This is a genomic window from Pseudomonas rhizozeae (genome assembly GCF_031583775.1).
In the GTDB taxonomy this organism is placed as follows: domain Bacteria; phylum Pseudomonadota; class Gammaproteobacteria; order Pseudomonadales; family Pseudomonadaceae; genus Aquipseudomonas.
The window spans coordinates 46,985-60,003 of sequence record NZ_JAVLSB010000055.1 but is presented as its reverse complement, the minus strand read 5'-3'; the positions used below and the strand labels follow the sequence as shown (position 1 = coordinate 60,003).

10 protein-coding genes are annotated in these 13,019 nt (G+C 61.3%); 1 reads left to right on the top strand and 9 read right to left on the bottom strand.

Annotation, left to right across the window (positions count from 1 at the left end):
• Window positions 1-104: 104 nt before the first annotated feature.
• From RG836_RS19605 to RG836_RS19565, 9 genes are all read right to left on the bottom strand, one after another.
• Window positions 105-452 carry a DUF2934 domain-containing protein gene (locus tag RG836_RS19605; protein WP_310848624.1) on the bottom strand — a complete coding sequence of 116 codons (348 nt, stop codon included), beginning with the start codon at window positions 450-452 and terminating at the stop codon, window positions 105-107.
• Between the two features lie 27 nt (window positions 453-479).
• Entirely contained in the window at window positions 480-3,269 is a 2,790-nt protein-coding gene (locus RG836_RS19600; RefSeq protein ID WP_310848622.1) for a malto-oligosyltrehalose synthase, read from the bottom strand.
• The gene (gene malQ, locus RG836_RS19595) at window positions 3,266-5,344 is read right to left on the bottom strand and encodes a 4-alpha-glucanotransferase (RefSeq protein ID WP_310848621.1); all 2,079 of its coding nucleotides are present in this window, start codon (window positions 5,342-5,344) and stop codon (window positions 3,266-3,268) included. Before malQ ends, RG836_RS19600 begins: the two co-directional genes overlap by 4 nt.
• Entirely contained in the window at window positions 5,341-7,104 is a 1,764-nt protein-coding gene (treZ, locus tag RG836_RS19590) for a malto-oligosyltrehalose trehalohydrolase (RefSeq protein ID WP_310848619.1), read from the bottom strand. The genes malQ and treZ overlap by 4 nt, the downstream gene beginning before the upstream one ends.
• Window positions 7,105-7,120: 16 nt before the next feature.
• Window positions 7,121-8,689, bottom strand: a complete 1,569-nt coding sequence (gene glgA / locus RG836_RS19585) for a glycogen synthase GlgA (RefSeq protein WP_310848617.1) — start codon at window positions 8,687-8,689, stop codon at window positions 7,121-7,123.
• A 461-nt stretch (window positions 8,690-9,150) separates the two neighbouring features.
• On the bottom strand, window positions 9,151-10,104 hold the full coding sequence (locus tag RG836_RS19580) for a D-2-hydroxyacid dehydrogenase family protein (RefSeq protein WP_310848615.1): 954 nt from the start codon (window positions 10,102-10,104) through the stop codon (window positions 9,151-9,153).
• A gap of 11 nt (window positions 10,105-10,115) precedes the next feature.
• A complete protein-coding gene (locus RG836_RS19575; RefSeq protein ID WP_310848613.1) occupies window positions 10,116-11,141 on the bottom strand; it encodes an alpha/beta fold hydrolase in 1,026 nt (341 codons plus the stop codon).
• An 87-nt stretch (window positions 11,142-11,228) separates the two neighbouring features.
• Window positions 11,229-11,663, bottom strand: coding sequence for a YqaA family protein (locus tag RG836_RS19570; protein WP_310848691.1), 435 nt, complete (start codon window positions 11,661-11,663; stop codon window positions 11,229-11,231).
• Window positions 11,663-12,109, bottom strand: a complete 447-nt coding sequence (locus tag RG836_RS19565; RefSeq protein ID WP_310848611.1) for a DUF411 domain-containing protein — start codon at window positions 12,107-12,109, stop codon at window positions 11,663-11,665. The genes RG836_RS19570 and RG836_RS19565 overlap by 1 nt, the downstream gene beginning before the upstream one ends.
• 373 nt (window positions 12,110-12,482) lie before the next feature.
• Between RG836_RS19565 and RG836_RS19560 the strand changes: the two genes are divergently transcribed.
• A complete protein-coding gene (locus RG836_RS19560) occupies window positions 12,483-13,013 on the top strand; it encodes a hypothetical protein (RefSeq protein WP_310848689.1) in 531 nt (176 codons plus the stop codon).
• The last annotated feature ends 6 nt before the right edge of the window (window positions 13,014-13,019 follow it).

Genomic DNA, 13,019 nt, shown 5'->3' with positions numbered 1-13,019 from the left:
CTGCAAGCGTAACAACGGTAAGGCTGAAGTTTTCTAAGGGCGAGTGCACCCATAGTGGCGGGGAAACCCGCCACGGGTGAGGTCATTGAACGGAGTAGGAAGCGTTAGACGGCCGAAGGCTTACGCGGCGCGCGGGGCTTCTTCTCAACGGCTTTTTCGCCCGGCGGAATCACCGAGGAGGCCGCGGCTGGCTTGGCTTTAGGTTTGGCCTTCGCCGCAGCGGGCTTGGCTTCAGCCTTGCCGTCGAGCTTGCCGTTAGGTTTGCTCTCGGATTTACCAGCAGGCGCCTTGGTGCCAGCCTTGCCTTTAGGTGATTTGCTGGGCGCCAGCGCCTCGGCTTCAGCCAGTTTGCGCGCCATCTCCCAGTGGCGGCTCTCCTGACCCTCGGGTTTTCCTTCCGACTCCCAGATCTGGTAGGCAAATTCACGTACGCGTTTATCGTCGGTACTCATCGCAATGCTCCTGCACTGAACTCAAGCTTAGGTAAACAATTGAATAAACAGATTGACCGGGAACACCCCCAGCGCGGCGCTGATGTTCAGCTCCTTGTGGTGTGTGACTGTGCCGTGGGAAAAAAGTCCCTTCAGGTTTTGCCCGGAGGAGGCGAACGGTAGTTTGACCCGCGTATCGCCCCAACTCAGCGCGTCGACCTGAGGATCGGCACTGTTTGCCAGCAAGTTGGCCGCGCGGATCGGGACCACGACAATGGCGCGTTGGCCGTCAAGTTCGCGCATGAAGGCGAGTACCCGATGGGCCTGTTCGCCGACCACTTCCAGCGGTTGATAGGCGCCACGGCGGAACAATTCGGCGTGCTCGGCGCGACACTGCAAGGTGAGGGCGATCAATTGCTGTTTGATCCCGCCTTCGCGCCAACTGGCCAACAGTTCCGCAGGGCTCGACGGTGAATTGAGCGCTCGTTGCCGCGCGGCATAATCCACCGGCCGACGGTTATCCGGATCGACCAGGCTGAAATCCCAGAACTCGTCACCCTGATACAGATCCGGCACACCCGGCACGGTCATACGCAGCAAGGTTTGCGCCAAACCGTTCAGCGCACCGGCCGGGGCAATGTGCTGCACAGCTGCGCAGAGGGCATCGCGCAGCGGTTGGCCGGCGTCGCTGAGCAGCAGTTTTTCCAGGAACGCCTGGGCCGCTTGTTCATAGCTGTCGTTGACTGCGCTCCAACTGCTTTGCAGCTTGGCTTCGCGCAAGGCCTTTTGTTGCCACTGCCAGACGCGCTTGGTGTACTCGGCCAATCCCTCTGCGTCGTCACTGCGCAAGTCCAGCGGCCAACTGCCGAACAGCGCCTGATACAGAAACAGCTCATCCCCTGCAGTCGGTGAGGCCGGGTCATCGCGCAACGGCGCGGCGAGGCTGCGCCAGTGCTCGACCTGTTCGGCGTACCAGCCGCTGTGCTCACTCAGCACCGCCAGTCGCGCTCGGGTGTCTTCGCCGCGCTTGTGGTCGTGGGTTGCCGTAGCCAGAAGATTGTCCGGGAATTGCGCCAATCGCTGGGCGCAGGCCTGATGGAAGTCTTCGACCGGCGCGCTGAATTGCTCGGTGCTGAAGCCGACATCATTGCGCGACAGCAACACGGCCGAACGATAGAACGCGGTGTCTTCCACAGCTTTGGCGGCGGCGGGCGAGGTCAGTTGCTGGAAGCGCACGCAAGCATGTTTGTTGACCTTGCGCGCCCGACCGATCGGCCGATTGCGCCACGGCTCGCCACCCAGCCAACCGGCCAACGAATCGAGCACCGGCCAGTCAGCCTCGCTGAGGGTTTGCCGCGCGCCACTCATGGCTTGCTGGAAAAACACTTCATCCTGTTCGGAGCGGCCAAGCGGGCTGATGTAGGTGCGGTACACCGGGAAGTGCACGATCAATTCCTGCAAGGCCCGACGAATCGCGCCCAGGGTCAGGTCTCGGGTCATCACGTCGCCCCGAGCCAGTTGCAGCAAGGCCTGGGCAACGCTTTCGAAATCCCCGGCCAGGGAACCGTTGAGGATTTGCTGGCGCGCCAGTTGCGCTTCCTGCTGGAACTGCGCCGGACGCTCGCTGTGCTTGCTCCACAGTTCGCCCAAGGTCGTTTCGCCTTCGGGATCGTGTTGCAGCAGCGACAGCTGATTCATGAATTCGTAACCGGTGGTGCCGTCCACCGACCAGTCGCGGTGCAGTGTTTCGCCTTCGCCGAGAATCTTCTCGACATAGATCGGCACATGCCGACCCGGCGCCAGGCTGTCGACCCGACGCCGCAGTTTGCGGCAGTAGCCGCGCGGGTCGGCGAGGCCATCGATGTGGTCGATGCGCAAGCCGTCCACCAGGCCCTCGCCCAGCAACTGGAAAATTTTCTGGTGCGTGGCTTCGAACACTGCCGGGCGCTCGACTCGCAAGCCGCCCAACTCGTTGACGTCGAAGAAGCGCCGCCAGTTGATGTCATCGGCGGCGGTGCGCCAACTGGCCAGGCGATAACTCTGGCGTTCCAGCAACTGGTGCAAGCGTTCAAAGCCGTGGACCTGGGTCGAATCATACTGGCCCAGTTGCTGCTCGATGGCCGCACTGAACAACGGCTCGGCCGCCAATTCCGCCAGTTCGGCTTGCAACGGCACGGCCGAACCGTGGGCGTCGCTTTGGTAGCTCAGGGCGCTGAAGCGATCGGCCAGGTATTTCAGGCGTTCGCTTTGCGGCTCGTCGAAGTCGTCGGTGGGCTTGAGCAGCTCACCGTAATTGCTCGGGCAAATCGGGAAATGATGGTCGTAGTGTTCGACGTAAAAGCCGCGCTCCGTATCGAAGCGCAGTTTCAGCGTGCCTTCCTGCAACGCCACACCGTAGTCGCTGCCCAAAAACGGCAGCAGCAGTTGGCCTTCCATCAACGGGTCGGGGGAGTGCCACTGGATGTCGAAGAATTCGCCATACGGGCTCAGTCGGCCCCAGCGCAGCAAGTCGAGCCACCAGGGGTTGTCGTTGCCGCCCACGGCCATGTGGTTGGACACGATGTCGAGGATCAAGCCCATCCGCTGTTCGCGCAGGGCGCTGACCAGACGCCGCAGCGCCGCTTCCCCGCCCAGCTCGGGGTTGACCTGGGTGGGATCGACCACGTCGTAGCCGTGCATCGAACCGGCACGGGCCTTGAGCAATGGCGAGGCGTAAATGTGGCTGATGCCCAATTGCGCGAAGTACGGCACCAAAGGCACCGCGTCGTCGAGGGTAAAGCCTTTATGAAATTGCAAACGCAAAGTTGCGCGTAGCGGTTGAATCGATTCGCTGTTCATCGGTCACGCTCGGCCGCCTGCAATCGCGCACAGGCGAGCATTTCCAGACGCCGGGCGGCGTCCTCGTCATCCAAAAGAATTTCGCTGTTGTCCCGCAACCGGCGGCGCCAGTTCGGGTGGCTGTCGATGGTGCCAGGGAAGTTCGCCTGCTCGTCGATGCCCAAGGCATCTTCCAGCGGCAACAGCACCAGTGGCGCTCGGGTGTGGCCGAGGAAACGCACGCTGGCGTCCAGCACTTGATCGGTTTCAATGCTTTCCTCGCGGAAGTTCTGCGGATCTTCCGCCAGCACCCGGCGCAAGCCTTCACGCTCACGCTGGCGATGCTGGCGCCACTCGATCTCGCCGTTGGCGTCGGTCAGGCCCAGGCGCGCGTTCCAGTCGATATCGCGACCATGCCACCAGCCATTGAGTGTGGGCAGGTCGTGGGTGCTGGTAGTGGCGAGAGCATTGTCCGGCCAGTCGAGGGTCGGTTTGAAGTGGGTGTTGTCCTGTTCGAACAACAGCACGCGCATGCCGAGGATGTCGCGGGCGATGAGTTTTTCCCGCAGGCCATCGGGCACGGTGCCGAGGTCTTCGCCGAGAACAATCGCCTGATGGCGATGGGACTCCAACGTCAGCAGGCGCAGCAGGTCATCCACCGGGTAATACAGGTAGGCGCCGTCGGCGGGCGGCGAGTCGTTGGGGATCACCCACAACCGTTGCAGGCCCATGACGTGGTCGATACGCAAACCGCCGGCGTGGGCGAAATTGGCCCGCAGCATTTCGATAAAGGCGCGGAAGCCGTTGCGCACCAAGCCCTCGGGGGAGAACGCAGAAATCCCCCAGCCTTGGCCGCTACGGTTGAGAATGTCCGGCGGTGCGCCAACGGTCAGCGAGGCGAGCAATTCATCCTGCCGGCTCCAGGCCTGGCTGCCGCCACCGTCTGCGCCCACCGCCAGGTCGGCGATCAGGCCAATGCCCATGCCGCTGCTGCGCGCAGCGTTTTGCGCACGCTCCAGGCAACGGGCGATCAACCATTGGCAGAAAGCGAAGAAGCCGATACGGCCGGCATTTTCTTCAGCGAAATCCGCCAGCGCCTGGCTGCGCGGGTCGCGCCATTCTTCCGGCCAGTGGCGCCAGTCGAGGGTGTCGCCCTTGGCGGCGCGCGACTCTTGGATGGCTTCAAAACGGCAATGGTTTTCCAGGGCTTCACCACCGCTGTGGCGGAAACTGCTGAAGTCGGCGTGCAGCGGATGCTCACCGTGTACGAAGCCTTCGTACAGCGCTTGGAGGATGCGGTGCTTGGCTTCTGCTGCCACCGGCCAATCGATCAATGGCTGGCTTTCCAGATGCTGCAGATCGGCGCCGAGCCCGGTGCTGTCGATGGCCGCGCGCAGCGCGCGTTCACCGAGGATTGCTCCCGGCGCGGCGTACAGGCTGTTTAGGAACAAGCGGCTGGACGGCGAATATGGGCTATAGCGTTGGGTGTCGCTGCTGAACATCGCGTGCAGCGGGCTGATGGCCAGAGCATCGGCACCGCGCTCACCGGCCACCCGCGCCAGGTCTTCCAGCGCCTGGGTATCGCCAAAGCCGCCATCGCCGGGCCGGCGCAAGGCGTACAACTGCACGCTCAAGCCCCAGGCCCGGGGTGTGACGGTATCGACTGCATCGCCCACGCTGTAGCAGCGGGGCGGCGCCACGGCGAGGGTGAAGTGCTGGCCGTCGATGCTGACGTGCTGGTAACCGACCGGAATCATTCCCGGCAGCACGGCTTCGGCATCGAGCTTGAGATTCAGGGTAGCGCCATCTTCGAGCTGAATCTCGCAGGGCGTTTGCGGGGCAAAATAGCGCGAAAGGTCGACGCCGACGCCCGCGTCAGCGGTCAGCAGCGGTGGCAATTGATGATTGAGTTGGACGGCTTGCAATTCCAGCAGGCTGGCGTCGATTTCCTGGGCAGTGCTGGCCGGATGACCGAGGCCGGTAAGCACGGCGCGCAGTACGGCAGGCTCGACTTTCTGTGGTCGGCCGTTGGCATCGATCCAATCGACCGCCAGCCCGGCTCGGCTGGCGAGTATTTCCAGTTGCGCATCGCTCATGGGCGCTCTCCAGTAGGGGAAGTCAAAGTGACAAGGGCGCTGTAAGCGGTCAGTTCGTTACCCTGTTGCGGCGCACTCTCGAACAACACGCGCGCCTCGGGTGATGGGTGGTAGGCCACAGGCCGGGCGCTGAGGTTCAATCGAATCTGCAACTGGCTGCCATCCCCCAGGCGCCAGCGTGCACTGACGGCGTGATCGGCCAGCACTTCAGCGCCTAATGCTTGTGCAGCCGGCAAGCGCGGGGTGATTTCGCGATGGCGCAGGCTGAGCAGTTGTTGATAGAGGCCGAGCATGCTGTTTTGCGTGTTGTCGGTCAGGTCCGGCCGCGAGTCGTCGAAGGTGCCTTGGGCATTTGGATCGGGAATTTGCTCGCGCTTGTGCTCATCAGCGAAGGCGCTGAACGCGGCGAATTCATTACGTCGACCTTCGCGCACCAGGTCCGCCAGTTCGCCGTGGTGACTGGTAAAAAACAGGAAGGGCGCATCGGCGGCAAATTCATCGCCCATGAACAGCATCGGAATCATCGGCGACAACAGGAGCAGGGCGGTGGCGGCGGCCATGGCTTCGGGCGAGGTCAATTGATGCAGACGCTCACCGAAGGCGCGGTTGCCGATCTGGTCGTGATTCTGCAGAAACAACACAAAGGCGCTGGGCGGCAGATGGCCGCTGGGTTCGCCGCGCGGCGTGCCATGCCGGGTAGTGTGGCCTTGAAACACAAAGCCTTGGCTCAGACAACGGGCCAGTTGCTCGGTGGGCTGCTCGGCATAGTCTTCGTAATAGGCGTCAGTTTCGCCGGTCAGCAGTACATGCAGGGCATTGTGGCCGTCATCGTTCCACTGTGCGTCGAAACCTTGCTGCAGCAAGCTGGCCTGGTTGTGCTCGTTTTCCACGGTTAACCAGACGTGGCGGGCCGGGTCGACCTGCTGGCGAACCTTTTGCGCCAATTCCTGGAGAAAATCCGGGTCTTCGATGGCGTGCACCGCATCCAGGCGCAAGCCGTCGAAGCGGTACTCCAGCACCCACATCAGGGCGCTGTCGATGAAGAAATCCCGCACTTCCCGGCGGCGGAAGTCGATGGCCGCGCCCCATGGCGTGTGTTGGTCTTCGCGGAAGAAGCTTTTGGCGTAGCGATGCAGGTAATTGCCATCCGGGCCGAAGTGGTTGTAGACCACGTCAAGGATCACTGCGATACCGTGGCCATGGGCGGTGTCGATCAGGTGCTTCAGTTGCTCGGGCGTGCCGTAGGAGGCGTGCGGCGCGTAAGGCAGGACGCCGTCATAGCCCCAGTTACGATCACCGGGAAATTGCGCCAACGGCATCAGCTCAATGGCGGTCACCCCCAGCGCGGCGAGGCGCGCGAGTTGGGTTTCGACCCCGGCATAACCGCCGAGCAAGCCGACGTGCAGTTCGTAGATCACTGCTTCGTGCCAGGGCCGACCTTGCCAAGCTGTGTGCTGCCATTGGTAAGCCAGCGGATCGACGACAATGCTCGGCTGATCCAAATCGCCGGCCTGGGCCCGCGAGGCCGGATCGGGGACCGACAGTTCGCCATCGATGTTGTAGCGGTAGCGCGTGCCAGGAGGGCAGCGGGTTTTCAACACGAACCAGCCATCGGCCTGGGGCAGTAATGGCAAGGACGTTCCATCGTCAAACTCGACGCCCACGTAAAACGCATCTGGCGCCCAGAGGGCGAAGCGGGTGTATTCCGCATCCAGCAGGGTTGCGCCGTGGGGCCAGGTTTCAAGGGTCCGTAACGGCATCTATGAAAACCTCTTTCTATAATTTTTGCGATTTACCCAAGGCCTTGGCGACCAGCCGTTCGTAGAGTTCGGCGTAGGGTTCCACGGCTTTGCTCCAGTTGAACGGCGCAGCCATGGCGCGGCAACGCATGGCGTTGAGCAAATCAGGGAAGGCGAAGACCTTGAACGCGCGGCTGAGGGCTTCTTCGTAGCTTTCAACCGTGGATTCGTCGAACAGGAAACCGGTGACGCCGTTTTCGATGGTATCGGCCAGACCGCCGGTATTGCGTGCCACCGGCAACGAACCGAAGCGCTGCGCGTACATCTGGCTCAGGCCGCATGGCTCGTAACGCGAAGGCATCAGCAGGAAGTCGCTGCCAGCGAACATACGACGGGCATCGGTCTCGTTGAAGCCGATCCGCACGCCGATCTGCCCCGGAAAGCGCAGTGCCAGTTCGCGCATGGCTTGTTCTTCTTCAGGCTCGCCGCGACCGATGATCGCGATCTGCCCGCCGTGGTTGACGATGAACTCGGCAACCGCTTCGGTCAGGTCCAGGCCCTTCTGGTAAACCAGGCGCGAGACCACGGCAAACAGCGGGCCCTCGGAGTCGTCGAGGCCAAACAGGTCGCGGACATGATCAGCGTTGCGGGCCTTGCCTTCCCAGTCGCCGATGGCGAACGGGCAGTCAAGATGCGGATCGGTGGCGGCGTCCCAGCTTTCGTCGATGCCGTTCGGGATACCACTGAGCAAACCTTGCTGGGTCTTGGCGGCAAGGAAACCGTCGAGGCCGCAGCCGAAGGCTGGAGTAGTGATTTCCTGAGCGTAAGTGGCGCTGACCGTGGTGATGTGGCTGGAATACGCCATGCCGGCCTTGAGGAACGACATCTTGCCGTAGAACTCCATGCCTTCCTGTTGCAGCGCATGCACCGGAATCCCCAGCTCCGGGCACGAGCCCAGGCTGACCACGCCTTGGTAGGCGAGGTTATGGATGGTGAACAGCGTCGGCGTGCGCTGACCGCGCCAGTGCATGTACGCCGGGGCCAGGCCAGCTGGCCAGTCGTGCGCGTGGACCAGGTCCGGGCACCAGTGGATCTGCGCCAGGTTGGCGGCGATGTCCGCAGCGGCCAGGCCGAGGCGTGCAAAACGAATATGGTTGTCGGGCCAGTCACGGCCGTTGTTGGCACCGTAAGGCGAACCGTCGCGCTCGTACAGTTCAGGGCAGATCAACACGTAGATGACCAGGCCGTCGGGCATGTCCATGCGGCCGATCTTGCACGGCGGCAGCGCGGCATGACCGCCGACTTCGCCGATGATGTGAATCGGGTTCTCGCTATTGAGCACTTGCGGATAGCCGGGGATCAACACGCGCACATCGTGCAGGTGGGCCATCGCGCGTGGCAGCGCGGCGGAAACGTCGCCCAGACCGCCGGTTTTCACCAGGTCGGCGATTTCCGAGGTCACAAACAGCACTTTCTTTTTGTTCGGGTTCTGACTTGGAACGGGCAGCAATGTCTTGGCGCCTGGAGCGATCACCGTACTGACCTTCGCACTGATGGTCGGTTGATGAGGGCGCTCTCCCTGAATATCTAAAGCCGCACTGATCATGTGTCTCTCCCGTGTCGTTGATCTCATTCTGGCCTTGGCATTGGCAATGTTCGTGGCCACATCCTGCGGCCGGGCGCAAACGCGCCACGCAAAGGGAAGCAATCGCAACCCGATACGCTGAAGCAAATGGGTGGATAGGCCGTTGCAAGGAATGAACCAGTGGCAGAGGCCCTACCTTTACCCTGACCCGTCGCCGAGGCTAAAAGTTTCGACTTTTTTAGCGTTGGTTGACCCACTGGTTTTGCCCTGCGAAATCCAGTCTAGGCCAGAAGCTAGAGCGGGGCAGGGACAAGCGGGAAAATTGTTCGACAATCTGAATGGGGGGCTGAGCGGCTGAGGCGATGAACGGTCAATGCACCGACCTTGGGCGGAAGATTCGGGCGGCCGGTTCAAAAAACGGGCGGGGCGGAAAAGGGCGGGCGCACTGGATTGGTGCGCCCACCAGAAGTTCTGAGGGAGGTTTAGCTCAACACGCGAATCGGCTCGCCCACGGCCCAGGCATCGATGTCTTCGATCATCTGCGAGAAAAACAGCTCGTAGTTCTGCCGGCTGACGTAACCGACATGCGGCGTGGCCAAGACATTGGGCAAGGTGCGGAGGGGATGGTCGACGGGTAACGGTTCCTGGTCGAACACATCCAGTGCAGCGCCGGCCAGTTCGTGGTTCTGCAACGCCCGAATCAGGGCAGCCTCGTCCACGATCGGACCGCGGGCGGTGTTCACCAACAGGGCATCCGGCTTCATCCAGGCCAGCGCTTCGGCATCCACCAGGCCACGGCTGCGGTCACTGAGCACCAGATGCACCGAGAGAATGTCCGCGCGCTCGAACAACGCCTGCTTGCTGACATAGGTCACGCCCACCGAGGCGGCACGCTCAGGAGTGAGGTTTTCGCTCCAGGCGATGACCTTCATGCCGAACACCTGGCCAAACTGCGCGACCTTCTGCCCGATACTGCCGAGGCCCAGGATCGCCAGGGTCTTGCCGTGCAGGTCGCCGCCCAGGCCTTGTTGCCAGAGGCCGCCGCGCAAGGCATTGGCTTCCACAAGCAGATTGCGGCTCAGGGCCATCAGCAAGGCCCAGGTCAGCTCCGGCGCTGCATGCTTGTAGCTGTCGGTACCGCTGACGGTGATGCCCAGCGCAGTGGCGGCCTTGATGTCGATTGCCGCGTTGCGCATGCCACCGGTGACCAGCAGTTTCAGTCGGGGCAAGCGGCGCAGCAGGTCTTCATCGAACCGCGTGCGCTCGCGCATCACGCAAATCACCTCGTAACCGTCGAGGCGTTCGGCGAGGGTGTCGTTGTCGGCCGGAAACTCGTGCAAGAAGTTGACCTTGCCCACGGCTGCCAGTACCGACCAATCCACCACTTCTCGCGCGACATCCTGCCAATCATCGATTACCGCAATCTGCACTGCCATGAGCGACCTCTTTACTGGGAAGGAGTGTTCAGCCAGCCCAATAGGGCTTGATGAAATTGCGCCGGTTCTTCCATCTGCGGGGCGTGGCCCATGCCCGGGAACTCGATCAGGGTCGAGCGCGGAATCAGTTTGGCCACCTCTTCGCCCAGCTCCTCGTAGTGACCGAGTTTCGCCTTGACTGCCGGCGGCGCGATGTCGCTGCCAATCGCGGTGGTGTCGCTGGTACCGATCAACAGCAGGGTGGGCACGCTCAGGTTCTTGAACTCGTAATAGACCGGCTGGGTGAAGATCATGTCGTAGATCAGTGCCGAGTTCCAAGCGACTTGTTTCTGCCCCGGTCCTTTGTTCAATCCGGCGAGCATGTCGACCCAGCGGTCGAACTCCGGCTTCCAGCGCCCGGCGTAGTAAGTGTTGCGCTCGTAGGTGCGGATGCCGTCGGCGGTGAGCTTGAGTTCGCGCTCATACCATTGATCGACGCTGCGGTAGGGCACACCAAGGGCTTTCCAGTCTTCCAGGCCGATCGGGTTGGCCAGCACCAGGCGCTCGGTCTGCTGCGGATACTGCAATGCGTAGCGGGTGGCGAGCATGCCGCCGGTGGAGTGGCCCATGACGCTGGCTTTGGCGATGCCGAGTTTTTCCAGCAGGGCGTGGGTATTGCTGGCCAGTTGCTGGAATGTGTACTGGTAATTGTCGGGCTTGCTGGAGGTGCAGAAGCCGATCTGGTCCGGGGCGATCACCCGGTAACCGGCATCGCTCAAGGCTTTGATCGAGCTGTCCCAGGTGGCGCCGCAGAAATTCTTACCGTGCATCAGCACGATGCTCTGGCCGTTCGCTTTGCCTTTGGGCGCGACGTCCATGTAGCCCATTTGCAGGGATTTACCCTGGGACTGGAACTGGAAATGCTGGACCGGATAAGGGTATTCGAAACCTTGCAGTTCCGGGCCGTAGCTCGGCGTCGGGTCCTGAGCGAGGGCGACGGCGGGCAATGCGCCGGCCAGCAACAGGGCGGGCAACCAACGGGACGGTGTGGCGGACATGGGCGAGCTCCTTTTCAAAAATTGATCGATCCTGGGTCGGGTCGATTAGGGCGAGATTAAATTCAGGCAGGGATGGAGCCGTTGGGTTCAACCGATCCAGCCCAGCGTCAGCAGTGCTACCACGGCATAACGCGCGGCTTTGGCCAGGGACACGATCAGCAGGAAGCGTCTAAGGGGTTCGCCCATGACCCCGGCAATCAAAGTCAATGGATCGCCAATGATCGGCAGCCAACTCAGCAGCAGCGACCAATGCCCGTAGCGTTGGTAGTGACGCTTGGCGCGCTCCAGTTGCGTCTCGCTGAGCGGAAACCAGCGCCGATCATGGAAGCGTTCGAGGCGCCGACCCAGCCACCAATTCACCAGCGAACCCAGCACATTGCCCAGCGTCGCCACCGCGAGCAGTGCCCAGAGCCAATGGCGCCCGTCCACCAGTAGCGCCACCAGCAACGCTTCGGATTGCAACGGCAACAGGGTCGCGCCACCCAACGCCGCGAAAAACAGGCCGAAGTAACCGGCGGTGATCAACGGGCGGGGTAGTCCGCCACCACCAGGTCAGTGCCGTCCGTCTTCAGGCCGATCACTTGGTAGGCGTCGCTCATACCGTCCATTTCCATGCCTGGCGACCCCATGGGCATGCCTGGCGCGGCAACGCCGAGCAGGTCACCGCGTTTGCTCAAGGCCAGCACTTGCTCGGCAGGCACATGGCCCTCGACAAATTTGCCGTTGATCAACGCGGTGTGACAGGAGGCCAGGCGTGGCGGCACGCCGTGCTGCTGTTTGAATTCGCTCATGTTGGCTTCGACGCGGTCGTCGACCTTGAAGCCGTTGGCTTGCAGATGGCTGATCCATTTTTTGCAGCAGCCGCAATTGGCGTCGCGGTGCACTTCAATCGGGATCAGATCGGCAGCCTGGGTAAGGGAGGAGATGAACAGGACGCTCAGGGCGGCCAGACGCAGGTGAGTTCGCATGGGATGGTCTCGGCTGGGAAGACACTCAAAAAGAAGCATTCTGACCAATTCGCCCGCGACTGCGCTGCGAGATTGTTTCCAGTTGCTACGCAGCACTGGCACAGGGTGATGCCGTCGGGTGAGAAGAACCCTGTAAGCGCGCGAGTGTTTTTTGTGGGTAAATCAACTAAGAAAATTAAAAACTGACGGTTATACCAATTCGTCAATAACTCCATAGTCCAATAAAAACAGGCACTTGCGATTTGTATCTAAAGTGTATGAGAATTGTAAAACCTTGAAACAATCGCTGGTCAGTACACTCCAGCGCGTCAATACTTGCCGCCGACTTTCGTCGTGCCGGACAACGCTTTTTCATGCATATGGACATTCACTCATGACTATCGGAGTTACTGGAGGCTGGACTAACAAGTCGGGTTTGTTAGTCCAAGATACAGGCACCACCCAGCCGAAGAGCCAAAGCGCGAAGGTCCGGCAAATGCTGGATCTGGTGGGTAACGACCCCAACGCGTTGAATAAAGCCAGAATGGATGAATTGAAGATCTTCAAAAACGTGAAGGGCTTCGATCCGACCAACGTTTCGGCGGCGCAATTGGGCGGCATGAGCAATTTCCTCTTGAGTACCGGCCTGATCAGTGATGTCACCGCGTTGACGCTGAGTAATGCGGGCGACAAGTTCGATCGTTTTGGCATCCAGAGCGACCCGGATGCCAAATTCAATGCACTTGAATACTTCGCGACGCAATTGGACGCTATTCAGCAAAACGCCTTGAAAGGCAACAAGTACGGTGCGTATTTGATCCCGCAATACAAGAAAGCCATTTATGTGCTGCAAAATCTGAAGACCTACGGCATGGGCAACGGCTCGACTGTCCCGACCGACAAAGGCGTCAGTTCAAAAGTCTGAGCGCCG

Coding starts and splice junctions, on each gene's coding strand:
- RG836_RS19600 (WP_310848622.1), bottom strand. CDS start 3,269: ATGAACAGCGAATCGATTCAACCGCTACGCGCAACTTTGCGTTTGCAA.
- malQ (WP_310848621.1), bottom strand. CDS start 5,344: ATGAGCGATGCGCAACTGGAAATACTCGCCAGCCGAGCCGGGCTGGCG.
- RG836_RS19560 (WP_310848689.1), top strand. CDS start 12,483: ATGACTATCGGAGTTACTGGAGGCTGGACTAACAAGTCGGGTTTGTTA.
- RG836_RS19565 (WP_310848611.1), bottom strand. CDS start 12,109: ATGCGAACTCACCTGCGTCTGGCCGCCCTGAGCGTCCTGTTCATCTCC.
- RG836_RS19580 (WP_310848615.1), bottom strand. CDS start 10,104: ATGGCAGTGCAGATTGCGGTAATCGATGATTGGCAGGATGTCGCGCGA.
- RG836_RS19605 (WP_310848624.1), bottom strand. CDS start 452: ATGAGTACCGACGATAAACGCGTACGTGAATTTGCCTACCAGATCTGG.
- RG836_RS19575 (WP_310848613.1), bottom strand. CDS start 11,141: ATGTCCGCCACACCGTCCCGTTGGTTGCCCGCCCTGTTGCTGGCCGGC.
- glgA (WP_310848617.1), bottom strand. CDS start 8,689: ATGATCAGTGCGGCTTTAGATATTCAGGGAGAGCGCCCTCATCAACCG.
- treZ (WP_310848619.1), bottom strand. CDS start 7,104: ATGCCGTTACGGACCCTTGAAACCTGGCCCCACGGCGCAACCCTGCTG.